Origin of the sequence: Paraburkholderia sp. SIMBA_030 (genome assembly GCF_046535245.1) — a bacterium.
Taxonomy (GTDB): Bacteria; Pseudomonadota; Gammaproteobacteria; order Burkholderiales; family Burkholderiaceae; genus Paraburkholderia.
The window spans coordinates 204,329-216,826 of the sequence record NZ_JAWRXB010000010.1 but is presented as its reverse complement, the minus strand read 5'-3'; the positions used below and the strand labels follow the sequence as shown (position 1 = coordinate 216,826).

The window sequence follows — 12,498 nt, the reverse complement described above, 5'->3', positions numbered from 1 at the left end:
TCAGCCGTTGTTGAATATTTGCCCTTGCTCGATGCGAACGGCAACCGCCGTGAGCGCCGCGCCCTGACAGGGACCGTCGATGCACAAACCGTCTTCGAAGCGGAACATCGCGCTGTGATGCGCGCACATCAGCAATTCGGCGTCGTAGGCCCAGAAGGTGTTCGGCTCATAGTTCAGCGGAATCGAAAAGTGCGGGCACATGTTGCGATAGGCCCAGACTTCGTCGCCGCGGCGCAACACGACGACGCCCGGCGCGCCGGCTTGCTCCGCGGCAATTTCAAGCGCGCCGCCGTCAGGAATGTCGTCTAGCGCGCACAGGAAGCCCGCCCGGGATTCGGGACTCGCCGCGTTCATTGCCGTGCCTCCTCATACATGCTGCTGGGACAGCACGAAGTCGCGCGTGACTTCGAAGAACGGGCTCGGCAAGTCCCACTCTTTTGCAGTTGCCGCGTTATCGTTCGGCACGTAGTCGATCACGAGCGACGGCTTAGCGCCGAACACCGCGTCGGATTCAACGTACGGGTCACCGGCGGAATACAGCGCAGTCGTCAGCGTTTCGTACCCGGGCGCCTCGATCATGAAATGGACGTGAGCGGGCCGCATCGGATGACGTCCGGTCGCCATCAGCATCTTTCCGACCGGGCCGTCGGTCGGAATCGGATAGCTGGTCGGTTTGATGGTTCTGAACGCGTATTCGCCGTTCGGCCCCGAGCGGAATTTGCCGCGCAGATTGCTCTCGGGCTGATCGGGGTCCTGGCCTTCGTACATGCCGTTGTTCGCCGTTTCCCATACTTCGATTAGCGCACCGGCCACCGGCGCGCCGCGCTCGTCGACGAGACGACCGTGAATCAGCGTCGGCTCGCCTTCCGTGCGCGCGATGTTGGCGCCGAAGGCTTCGTTCTTTGCACCCGCGCGATAGAACGGGCCGAGCAGGCTGCTCTCGGTGGTGTCGCCCGCGCGTTCGTGGTTGATCGCATCGACCATGATCGAAAGCCCAAGCGTGTCCGACAGCAGGATGAATTCCTGGCGGATGCCGCTGCACTTGTTGCCGGTGGCAGTGAGAAACTCGATGCCGCGGCGCCATTCGTCGCCGGTCAGTTCGACCTCATTGGCAAACGCATGCAGGTGCTTGACCAGCGCGCTCATGATCTGCTTCAGGCGCGGATCGGTGCAGCCGGCAAACGTCTTGAGCACATTCTGGGTAAGCGGATGGATGGTTTCGTCGTTCATCATCGACCTCATGCGCGGTGTGCCGCCGACGGCGCGTCGAGCGAATCGGTCGCTCGGCCTGGCGAGGATTGCTGAGGCGGACCGGCGTCGGGAAACACGACGCGCCGGCCCACGGGGAACAATTGCAGGCCGTAGCGGCGCGACACGAAGCCCCACAGTCCTTGCGGAAAGAACATCGTTACGACGATCGCCAGCGTGCCGAGTCCGATCAGATACCACGCGCCGAAATCGGACAGGAACTGGTTCAGCAAGAAGAAGATCAGCGCGCCGACAATCGGCCCTTCAAGGGTACCCAGACCGCCGATCATGACGATAAAAATACCGAACGCGGTCCAGTTCACCGAGAACGCGGCATCGGGCGAGATGCGCAGGTTGCCGACGAAATACAGGCCGCCGGCCAACGCCGTGCCGCACGCGGACACCAGATACACGATCAACCGCGCGCGCTTCACATCGACGCCCTGGCTGCTGGCTGCTACCGCATTGTCGCGCATCGCGGTCAACGCGAGGCCGGCTTTCGAGCGCAGGAACAGATACAGCAGTCCGATCGCCGCCGCAACGATGGCGAGCGCAAGCCATAGCGTCAGCGATTCGCGCAGCACGCGTGGCACATCCTGCAGCGCGGTCAGGCTGGTGCCGGAACCGCCGCCGAGCACCGACACGTTCGCCACTGTCAGGCGGAACACTTCCGCGATCACCCACGTGCCGATCGCGAAGTAGCCGCCCTCCAGCCGGAACGCCACCAACGACACAGGAATCGCCACGACCGTCGCCACCACCGCCGCGATCGGCACGGCAACGAACGGCGAAATACCACAATAGTTCGCGAGGATCAGCATCCCGTAGCCGCCGATACCGAAGAACGCCTGCTGCCCGATCGACACCATCCCGCCATAACCCGCCAGCAGGTTCCACATCAGCGCGAACACCAGATACGACGCGAGCTGCACGAAATCGCGCATCGCGTCGCGCCCGGCCCACCACGGCGCGCTCGCCACCGCCAGCGCGACGATCAGCAGCACGATCACCGCCACGCGGCTCGCGCGGGTCGCGCGCCGCACTTCGAAGCCCGTTGCGGGCGAGTTCAAATGCATGATCATGTCGAACCTCTATGCGGTTTTGGGCAGCAAGCCCTGCGGCCGGGCCACCAGCACGCAGAGAAACACCACGTGACCGAGCCAGATGCCCCAGCCGGGATCGAGATAAAAACCCACCTGCTGCGCAACGCCGAGCGCCACGCCGCCGACGAAGGTGCCCCAGAAAGAACCCATGCCGCCGATGATCACCGCTTCGAACGCATACAGCAGCAACGCCGGGCCATCGGTCGGCGAGACCGCGGTGCGCATCGAATAGAGCGCGGCGGCCACCGCGATCAGCACGAACGCGATGCCCATCGCCAGCGCATAGGTGCGGCGGTACGAGACGCCCATCAGTTGCACGATCTCGCGATCGTCGGAGGTGGCGCGAAACGCGCGGCCGAGCGGTGTGCGGCCGAACAGCCACTGCATGGCGAAGGCGAGCGCGACGGTCGCCACCAGCGTGACGAGCGGCAGATAGCCCAGCGTGATGCCGGCCGCGAGCGTGATGCTGTTCGACTCGAAGCTGCCGGTTGCAACCGAACGCGGATCGGCGGAGAACACCTGTTGCAGCACGTTCTGGATCACGATCGACAAGCCGAACGTGACGATCAGCGAAGGCAGCGGATCGCGGCTGCTGACCCGGTTGAGGATCGTGTACTGCACTGCATAACCCGCGCCGAAAGCGATCGCGAGCAGCAGCACTAGCGCGACGGCGAGCGGCAGATGCGCATAGTTGGTTAGCGCGAACAGCACGAACACCAGCAGCACGATAAAGTCGCCGTGCGCGGTGTTGGTGAGCCGCATCACGCCGAACACCAGCGACTGCCCCATCGCGAAGAGTCCGTACAGCGCGCCGAGCAATACGCCCTGCACGACGATATTGATGAACGTAGTCATGCGAGCGCTCCAAAATACGCTTGCGTGATCGCCTCGTCCGACACTTCGGCCGATACACCCGTAAGCGACACGCGTCCTTCCTGGAAGCAATAGAAACGCGACGACACGCGGCGCGCCAACTGCACGTCCTGCTCGACGACGATCGCGCTCATGCCGTCCGCGACGATCGCGGGCAACGCCGCGTAAATCTCGCGGACGATCACCGGTGCTAGGCCGAGCGAAAGTTCGTCGCACATCAGCAGATCGGGATTGCTCATCAGCGCACGGCCGATCGCGACCATCTGCTGCTGGCCGCCCGACAATGCGGTGGCCGCGTGGTGACGGCGCTCCTGCAACGCCGGGAACAGCGTGTAGACCCTTTGCAGATTCCAGCGCCCCGGCCGTTTGCTGTAGGCACCGAGCAACAGGTTTTCTTCGACGGTCAAGCTCGCGAACAGACGCCGTCCTTCCGGCACCAACGCGATGCCCTTGCCGACGATGCTCGCCGCAGCCGCGCCGCCAATCGCTTCGCCGCGGTACAGGATCTGCTCGGCGGCGCGCGTGCGGAGCAGGCCCGCCACCGATTTTAGAAAGGTCGATTTGCCCGCGCCGTTCGAGCCGATCAATGCGATCACCTCGCCGGGCGCGACCGTCACGTCGATCCCGAACAGTGCCTGGAAGTCGCCGTAAAACGCGCTCAGCGCGCGTGTCTCCAGTAATGCCGACATGGTCATGCCTCCAGTCCGAGGTACACGCGCCGCACTTCGGGATCGTCCATCACGGCGGCGGGCAGGCCCTCGGCAAGCCGCTTGCCGAAGTTGATGACGAGCAACCGGTCGGCCACTGCGAGCAGCGCATGCACGACGTGTTCGATCCACACGATCGTCACGCCACGCTCCTTGACGCGGCGAATCTCGTCGACGAGTTCGTGCGTTTCGGGTTCGGTGAGGCCGCCTGCTATCTCATCGAGCAGCAATAGTTGCGGCTGCGTAGCCAAAGCGCGAGCCAGTTCGAGGCGCTTGCGGTCGAGCAGCCCCAGCGTGCCGGCCAACTGGTTGGCGCGGGCTTTGAGGCCGGTGCGTTCGAGCACATCCATGCAGACCTCGTACGCGGCATGCTCGGCCAGTTCGCCGCCGAAGGTCGCGCCGACCAGCAGGTTTTCGAACACCGTAATGCCGCCGAACGGCCGCGGCACCTGATACGAGCGGCCGATCCCCGCCGCACAGCGGCGATGCGGCGGCAAGTGGTTCACGTGCGCGCCGTCGAATTCGACGCTGCCCTGGTCGGGCCGCACGTCGCCGCTGACGAGGTTGAACAACGTAGTCTTGCCGGCGCCGTTCGGGCCGAGGATGCCGTACGTCTCGCCGCGTTCGACTTCGAAGCTGATGTCGTCGGTCACCTGCAGCGCGCCGTAGCGCTTCGATACGCCGGTTAGTCTGAGAACTGGGTTCATCGCCGCTCTCCGCTATGCATTCACGCGATCAGCTTGAGCGGGCCTGACAGCGGCACGCTCGGCGCGAGCTGGTTATTGACGATCGCGAGATCGAAGCGATGCTTCTGTCCTTTCACCCACTGCCCGCCGACCAGCGGCGTCTTCGCGACATTCTTCACCGGCCCGCTGCCCCACGCGACATGGCCGACCAGCGTGTCGAGCCTGGTCGACGCCACCGCGTCGCGGATCGACTCGTTCGAATCGATATCCTTCGCGCGCTTTAACGAATCGACCGCGATTTCGAACAGCGCATGCGCGAAGCCGATCGGCTGGGTCCATTGTTTCGACGTCACGCGCTCGTAGTCGTCGGCGAGTTGCCGCGCGCTTTGTCCCGTCAACGACGACTTGAACGGATGCGACGGCGACCACCACACCTCGGTGGAAAGACCCTCGCCGAGGTCGCCGAGCGCTTCGATCGAGGTCGGGAACAGCAGCGCCTTACCGATCGAAATCACTTTGGGTTTCAGGCCTTGCTGACGCGCCTGGACGAGGAAGTTCTTCGCATCGGGCGGAATCACGACGCCTGTGACGATCTGCGCATTCGCCTGCCTGAACGACGAAATCTGTGCGGAGAAGTCCTGCGTCATGCTCTGGAAGCGCCCCGGGTCCTTCAGCGTGAAGCCCTTTTGCGCGAGCACCGGCGGAAAGCCGAGCTTCGCGTCGCCCCACGCGTTGCCGTCGCCGTCGTTCGGGAACAGGCCGCCGACGCTGTGATTCGTCTGCACCGATTGCCACATGCCGGTGAAAACGGCAATCACATCCTCCAGGCCCCAGAAGAAGTGATAGGTAAAGCGGAACCCCTTCTTCGGATCGCCCTTTCTGCCGAAAAACCATGGCTGCCACGGCACCACCGTCGACACGCACGGCATCTCGTTCAGCTCGCACATATCGCTGACCGGATTCGCGGTCTCGGGCGTGCCGGACACCAGCATGATGTCGACCTTGTCCTTCAGGATCAGATCGTTCGCCACTTCGCCGGCGCGGTTCGGATTCGACTGGCTGTCCTTGACGACAATCGACACCGGATAGGTTTTTCCACCGATCACGATGCCGTTTTTCAGCGCGGTCTGCATCTGCTGGATCGTGAAGCGGTCCGCTTCGCCGAACGGCGCGAGCGGTCCGGTTTGCGGCGAGACGTAGCCGATTTTCAGCGTGCGCGGGCCGGAGGCGAAGACCAGCGGCGAGAACGCCGAGGTCGTCGCGGCAAGCGCGCCGCCCGCCGCGAGTGTGACGAAGCGGCGACGCTTCGCATCGAAGGAATGTGCGTCCATGGTTGTCTCCTGAATTTTTTATGTGAGTGGGATCGGGTGCGCTAATCCGGTCGTCGTCCGTCGAAGGCGGCTTCGAGCAACGCGCGCAACGGGATTCGTTCGATCGGCCGCGGATTCCAGTAGGGGTTCTTCAGCGCGAGATCGAGCGCGACGTCGAGATCGGTTGCGATGAGACCGATGTCTTTCAGCGCGGTGGGCGCGCCGTGATCGCGTGCGAGGTCGAATACGGCTTGCGCGGCATCGTCGGCGTGCAGCGCGCGAGCGATACGCTGCATCGCATCCGGTGCGGCCTCGCGGTTATAGGCGAGCACATGGGGTAATACGATCGTGTGCGTCTGCGCGTGCGGCAGGTTGAACGTGCCGCCGAGCGTATGGCACAGCTTGTGATGCAACGCCATACCGACGCTGCCGAGCACCGCGCCGCATAGCCATGCGCCGTATAGGCAGTCGCCGCGTGCCGCGAGATCGCCGGGCTGCTGCATCACGCGAGGCAACCCCTGCCCGAGCGCGCGGATACCCTCTTCCGCCATCAGCTCGATGATCGGATTCGCGTCCTGCGCGTAGAGCCCTTCCGCTGCATGCGCAATCGCGTTGATGCCGCTCGTCAGCGACAATGCAGGCGGCAGCGACGTCGTCAACGCCGGGTCGTAGATCACCGTCTTCGGCAGCACGCGCAGATCGCGGCCGGTCTTTTTCACGCCGCCCTCGGTGAGGCCGTAAATCGGCGTCATCTCGGAGCCAGCGTAGGTGGTCGGAATCGCGATGATCGGCAGCGCGGTTTCGAGCGCGATCGCCTTGCCGAGACCCGTCGTCGAACCACCGCCTAGCGCGATCGCACAATCGGCGCCGACCTGCGCGGCAAAGTCGCGCGCCGCGTGAGCCGTTTCTATAGGCACGTGCATCACCGCTTCGGCGTAGACGCCCGCCGCCCGCGAGCCGAGGCTTGCGGCCAGCGCTTCGGCCTGCGCACGTTGTTGCGGTGTGGACAGCACGATCGCCCGCGTCGCGCCGAGCAAACCGATCTCGCGGTCGAGCTGGTCGAGACTGCCCGCACCGAAGATCACGCGTGACGGCAGGCCGTTGTAAATGAACGGTTCCATGGCGGTTCAGCGCGGGTAGTAAGGCGGAATCTGCGCATCCACGTTGACCCAGACCGACTTGGGCTGCGTGTATTCGCGCATCGCTTCGAAACCCATCTCGCGGCCGTAGCCGCTCGCGCCGACGCCGCCGAACGGCGACGCGGGGCTCACGCGCTTGTAGCAGTTGATCCACACCATGCCGGCGCGAATCTCGCGAGCAATCAGATGCGCGCGTTGCAGATCGCGTGTCCAGAGGCCCGCGCCGAGACCATACTCGGTGCCGTTCGCGATCGCGAGCGCTTCTTCATCGGTGCGGAATGTGGTGACGGTCATGAACGGGCCGAACACTTCCTCTTGCGAGACCCGATGCTCCGGCAACGCTGCGACGATGGTTGGCTCGACGTAGCAGCCATTCGCCAGCGCAGCGTCGTCCGGCGCCTTGCCGCCCGCGAGCACGCGGCCGCCCTGTTCGCGCGCGACGTCGACGAACGACAGCACACGGTCGCGATGCTGGCGCGAGGTCAGCGGTCCCATTTCAGTCAGTGGATCGAGCGGATCGCCGATCCTGATCGTGCGGCTCAGCGCAGTGAACTTCTCGAGCACCTCGTCTGCGATCGATTCATGCACGATCATCCGCGAGCCGGCGATGCACGCCTGCCCCTGGTTGTGGAAGATCGCGAATGCGGAGCCTTGCACAACGGCGTCGATATTGGCGTCGCCGAACACGATGTTCGCGCCTTTGCCGCCGAGTTCGAGCTGCACCTTCTTCAGATTGCCACTCGACGCCTGCACGATCTTGCGGCCCACCGCCGTCGAACCGGTGAAGGCGACCTTGCTGATTTCCGGATGCTCGGCGATGTACTGGCCGGCCACGTGACCCAGGCCCGGCAAGATATTGACGACACCGTCCGGAAATCCAACCTCCGCCATCAGTTCTGCGATGGCGAGACTCGACAGCGGCGTGAGTTCAGCGGGCTTCATGATCACGCAGTTGCCTGCGGCGAGCGCAGGCGCCATCTTCCAGCTCGTGAACATCAGCGGAAAATTCCACGGCACCACCTGCCCGACGATGCCGACCGGCTCGCGCGTCAGGTAGTTCAGAAAACCTTGTTCGACCGGAATCACCGAGCCTTCGAACTTGTCGGCCATCCCGCCGAAATAGCGGAACGTCGCTGCAGTGCGCGGCACATCGAGATTGCGGGTGTCGCGAATCGGGTGGCCGGTGTCGAGCGATTCGAGACGCGCCAGCATGTCGGCGTTCGCTTCGATCGCATCGGCGAGCTTGAGCAGCAGGCGCCCCCGCTCCATCGCGGCAAGATTGCTCCACTTCGGAAACGCCGCTTTCGCCGCTGCCACGGCGCGATCGACGTCGGCGGGCCCGGCCAACGCGACTTCGGCGATCACCGAGTTGTCGTGCGGATTGAGGGAGGCGAGCGTTTCGCCGTTTGCGGCCGGTACGAAGCGGCCACCGATGAAGAGTTGCGTTTGCATGTCAATTCCGCGCAAGTAAAGCTTTGGACGTGACATTCCCCGCAGCGCCAGCGGTCTGGCGCCGTTCGATCGACGATCGGAGGGAATGTCTGAGCGTTAGATCTGGATCGGATACGGCGGCAGTTCGCCGCTTTCGTAGCGCTTGGGCAGATCGGGCGTGGCGTTCTCCCACACCAGCAGCATCGAGCGCTTCTGCGAGTAGCCCTTGTGACGGATGTCGGCCGGCATCGCGGCGATATCGCCCGCGTTCATGGTGATGCGCGCGCGCGGCTCGCCGCTATCCTTGTCGGCAACATCCCAGATGATCTGGTCGGACAGTTGCAGGAACCACTCGACGCGGTCGTTGCCATGAAACACCGGCAGCACGAATTCCTCGGTGGTCGGGCAGAACAGGCTTTGCTGACAAACCGACGTCACCGACGGATTCCACGTCACGTCCGAACGCGACAGGTACTTGAAGAGGCTAAACGCATGCAACGCGCCTTCAAAACCGGGCTCCGCATGAATTTCCGGTTCGTCCTGACCGACGTCGGCGAACTGGCGATTGACCGGCAGGTCGTCGCGCAGCGGCGAATCGCCTTCGAGTCCCGGCATGCGCCTGGTGGCGATCCGCGTGCGCTCGATCGCGGCGATGTTGTCGCCATGCTTGGTGCCGAACGCGGAGCCGGTTTCTTCGGGCGCGGCGAACGGATCGAAGCCTTCGTTGACCCAATCCTTCAGGATCGCCTTGAAGGTCGCCATGATGAGCGGCGTGTCGAACTGCTGCATATGATCGACGCCCGCTTCCTTGAAGCTCGCGTTATACGCGCCGGCATACATGTCGACCTTGCCGTAGTGATTGCGCGTACCGATCACTTCGTCGAAGTTGACCCAGCCGTAGAAAAAGCCCCACGCGACATCGCGCATCATCGCGCGCAGGAAGTCGTCGGCGTGCATCTGGTGTGAGCGGGTCTGGCCTTTGGCGGGCCATCTGACGGTAGCGAAATAAGCGTCTCGGCTGAATTCGAAATCGCCGAGGCAGAATGTGCGATAACCGGTCACCGCGTCGGCCTCGCTCGCGGTGACGTTTTGCAGTGTGCTGGGTTTGTCCATGATGGGCTCCAGGAGAGGATCGATCGTGTAGCGGGATTCAGTGGATGCAGATATCGGCCCACTTCTCGACCGAATAGCGTCCGAGAATCGTCTGCACGAGCAGCACGCCTTTCGTCACCGCTTCGAACCGATAGGCGGCGCCTGCGGGCAGCAACGCCTGATGGCCGCGGCGCAGCCGCACATAGCCCATCGACTGGCCGGACGGTTGGCCGTCGAGCCGCACACTGCCTTCGGTCTGCGCGTCGACCAGCGGCCCGTCCGAGGGCTTGATGAAATAGACGTCGATCTCGCCGTCGAGCACGACCGCGAATTCGTCGTGCGACGCAGCAAACCACGGCGAGGAACCTTCCGCGCGCAGCGTCTCGATCACGTACTTGAGATTCTTGCCGACGACGACTTTCTCGTAGGGCTCAGCGCGGCTCGCCACGTCGAACACGTTCGACATCGCGTAATGCTCCGGCTTGCCCTTGATGATTTCGATGGAGCCCTTCCGATAATTGTCCAGGCTGCCGAACCAGGTCTGTTGCATGTCTGTCTCCAGTTGATCTACGAACGCGTTGCCTGGTTCGAAGATTAAGTGGCGGCAGGCCCAACAGCAATGTTGTGAGGGTCGGGAAACGCGAACCATGGGTGCACCAAAATCCCGCCAGGGAAACTACCTGGTGGCGAACCCGGACGGGCGCGCGGCAGCCCTCAGTCTTCAGCCAGTTCCTCGCCGACGCTTTTGCTCTCGTCGTCCGGCGGCGCAATGCCGAGCGCCTTGTCCCATTGCGGTTCGCGCAGGTAACGGGCGCGCAGGAAGTCGACGAAAGCCTTGACCTTGGTGGTCGAACGGTGCGAGGCGGGATATACCGCCGACAGCCACAGCGGCGGCGCCGCGTACTCCGGCAGCACCCGTTCGAGGCGATGCTCCAGCAGATCGGCGGCCGCGACCATGGTCGGCAGATAAACGACGCCCGCGCCGGCTCGCGCGAACTCCAGCAGGAGGTGCACGCTATTGGTTTTCAGCACCGGATTCAGCGCGATTTCGAAGCATTCGTTGCCGCGCATCAGCGGCCACTTGTCGCCCCACGGATAGTAGGAATAGCGGGCGAAATCGTGCCGAAGAAGGTCAAGCGGGGTTTCGATCAGCGGCTCTTCCTTCAGATAACCGGGCGCGGCGCACAGCACGCCGCGCACCGGAAACAGGCGCCGCTCGACCAGCAGGTTCGACGCCGGCGGATAGATCTGCAACGCCAGGTCGAAGCCTTCCTGAACCGGATCGATGACCCGGTCGTTGACGGTCACGACGAACTCGACGCGCGGGTACGCGGCGCGGAATTCGATCAGCGTCTGCGAAAAGTGTCCGAGTGCGAAGCCCGGCAGCACGTGGACGTTGAGCGTGCCGGCCAGCGCCTGCGGATCGCCGCGCGAGCGTCCGGACAGGTCGTGGACCTTGTTGACCAGTTCGGCGCACTCGCGGTAATACGTCTCGCCGAGTTCCGACAGGCGCACGGCCCGCGTCGACCGATGAAACAGCGGCACGCCGAAATGGTCTTCGAGCTGTTTGACGCGCGAGGTCACCACCGATTTGGCGACGCCCATCTGGCGTGCGGCGCCGGCGAAGCTCTGCGCTTCAGCGGCCCGCACGAACGCTTCCATCGACATGAAGAGGTCCATGCTGTCTCCTGTGGCCGCTGTGCCCGCGGCCTGCTATGCGGCTGAAGTGTAATCCTGTTATCGAAAAATCGGCAAAACTGAGACGCACGGTCAAGCGAACCGCGGAAATGCTGAAACAATCGAGCCCAATCTGCATCATTCAGATCGGCTTCGCAACTCGACATGATCCCGCTGCCGCTCATAGACACCGCATGGAAAAGGCTCGGTGTGCTGGATCAGGTCATCGCTTTTCCGGAAGTGATTGAGCAGGACGGCGTTCGCGCGAGAGGCAGAAGAGGGGGTGAGCTAACGGCGGGATGCTCTGGCGTCGCGAGGCACGCCCCCCTTCCGCTCGCCAGGCGTCGCAAAGTGGTGGTGTAAAACATATGTTCGACGCCGGTCAAAAAGAGCCGGCGCGAGGCCGGCTCAAGAAGTGTCCTGGCCGAGGGTGACCAGAACCTGAGAGACATATTCGCGCCGCGCTCACGCGTCTTGCGACTCAATATTCCACGAGGATCGTGACGCGGCGATTCGCGGCTCGCGCTGCCGCGGCGTCGCCGATAATCAGGGGGAAATTGTCAGCCCTGCCGATCGCGGCCATCCTGTGGGCTTCGATGCCTTTGTCGGCGAAGAATCGCACTACCACCCCAGCACGTGCCGACGACAGCTCCCAGTTGGATTCGTATTTCGCCGTCGATATCGGAACACTGTCCGTGTGCCCTTCAACAAGGATGTTGTTTTTTGAATGGTCGCGCAGCACCTCGGCGACCTGGTTCAACACGCCGAAAGATTCGGGCAACAACCGCGCGTCGCCCGAGTTGAACAGGATTTTCGCGTTGATTGCGATTTCAACGCCCTGTGCGACATTCGAAATCGTAATCTGCCGTTTGTCCTGAAGCGGCGCCAACAACGATAGAAGCTGCGTCCTTGCGGCATCCGGCGCGCCGGGCGCAACGACAGGCGCGTTAGCGCTGCCGGTGCCCGTCACCGCCTTCACCTCGCGACGCTCGAGCATCTTTATTTCAAGCTCTCTATTTTTCGCCAGCTGCAGCGCATAGAGCGCAAGGAACAACACCATCAGCGTGGTGACGAGGTCCGCGTAGGAAATCAGCCAGCGCCCCGACTGCTCCTCGGCATCGTCGCCTTTCCGATCGCCGGCGTTGTCTGACGCAAGGCGCTTGTTAACCGAGTAGGTGTTCATACACGAAACGCCTATTTCCAGATTGTGTTTGAACGGGCGCCCAGCAACA

Annotated in this window: 13 protein-coding genes; all 13 read right to left on the bottom strand. The window is 63.5% G+C overall.

The features are described from left to right. Complete coding sequence (locus SB772_RS19035) at positions 1-354, bottom strand: Rieske (2Fe-2S) protein (RefSeq protein ID WP_410834765.1); 354 nt, start codon at positions 352-354, stop codon at positions 1-3. Positions 355-366: 12 nt separating this feature from the next. Next, on the bottom strand, positions 367-1,233 hold the full coding sequence (locus tag SB772_RS19030; RefSeq protein WP_410834764.1) for an intradiol ring-cleavage dioxygenase: 867 nt from the start codon (positions 1,231-1,233) through the stop codon (positions 367-369). A 5-nt stretch (positions 1,234-1,238) separates the two neighbouring features. After that, positions 1,239-2,330 carry a branched-chain amino acid ABC transporter permease gene (locus SB772_RS19025; protein WP_410834763.1) on the bottom strand — a complete coding sequence of 364 codons (1,092 nt, stop codon included), beginning with the start codon at positions 2,328-2,330 and terminating at the stop codon, positions 1,239-1,241. A gap of 9 nt (positions 2,331-2,339) precedes the next feature. Continuing rightward, a complete protein-coding gene (locus SB772_RS19020; RefSeq protein ID WP_410834762.1) occupies positions 2,340-3,206 on the bottom strand; it encodes a branched-chain amino acid ABC transporter permease in 867 nt (288 codons plus the stop codon). Then, the gene (locus tag SB772_RS19015; RefSeq protein WP_410834761.1) at positions 3,203-3,913 is read right to left on the bottom strand and encodes an ABC transporter ATP-binding protein; all 711 of its coding nucleotides are present in this window, start codon (positions 3,911-3,913) and stop codon (positions 3,203-3,205) included. Before SB772_RS19015 ends, SB772_RS19020 begins: the two co-directional genes overlap by 4 nt. A 2-nt stretch (positions 3,914-3,915) precedes the next feature. Continuing rightward, the gene (locus tag SB772_RS19010; RefSeq protein WP_410834760.1) at positions 3,916-4,638 is read right to left on the bottom strand and encodes an ABC transporter ATP-binding protein; all 723 of its coding nucleotides are present in this window, start codon (positions 4,636-4,638) and stop codon (positions 3,916-3,918) included. 20 nt (positions 4,639-4,658) lie between these two features. Next, complete coding sequence (locus SB772_RS19005) at positions 4,659-5,948, bottom strand: ABC transporter substrate-binding protein (protein ID WP_410834759.1); 1,290 nt, start codon at positions 5,946-5,948, stop codon at positions 4,659-4,661. Between the two features lie 41 nt (positions 5,949-5,989). Next, on the bottom strand, positions 5,990-7,048 hold the full coding sequence (locus SB772_RS19000; protein WP_410834758.1) for a maleylacetate reductase: 1,059 nt from the start codon (positions 7,046-7,048) through the stop codon (positions 5,990-5,992). Positions 7,049-7,054: 6 nt separating this feature from the next. Further along, complete coding sequence (locus tag SB772_RS18995; protein WP_410834757.1) at positions 7,055-8,518, bottom strand: aldehyde dehydrogenase family protein; 1,464 nt, start codon at positions 8,516-8,518, stop codon at positions 7,055-7,057. A gap of 96 nt (positions 8,519-8,614) precedes the next feature. Then, entirely contained in the window at positions 8,615-9,610 is a 996-nt protein-coding gene (locus SB772_RS18990; protein WP_410834756.1) for a hydroxyquinol 1,2-dioxygenase, read from the bottom strand. A 37-nt stretch (positions 9,611-9,647) separates the two neighbouring features. Continuing rightward, entirely contained in the window at positions 9,648-10,139 is a 492-nt protein-coding gene (locus SB772_RS18985; protein WP_341316245.1) for a hydroxyquinol 1,2-dioxygenase, read from the bottom strand. A gap of 164 nt (positions 10,140-10,303) precedes the next feature. After that, positions 10,304-11,269, bottom strand: coding sequence for a LysR family transcriptional regulator (locus tag SB772_RS18980; protein WP_410834755.1), 966 nt, complete (start codon positions 11,267-11,269; stop codon positions 10,304-10,306). A gap of 478 nt (positions 11,270-11,747) precedes the next feature. Next, positions 11,748-12,449, bottom strand: a complete 702-nt coding sequence (locus SB772_RS18975; RefSeq protein ID WP_410834754.1) for an OmpA family protein — start codon at positions 12,447-12,449, stop codon at positions 11,748-11,750. Positions 12,450-12,498: the final 49 nt, after the last annotated feature.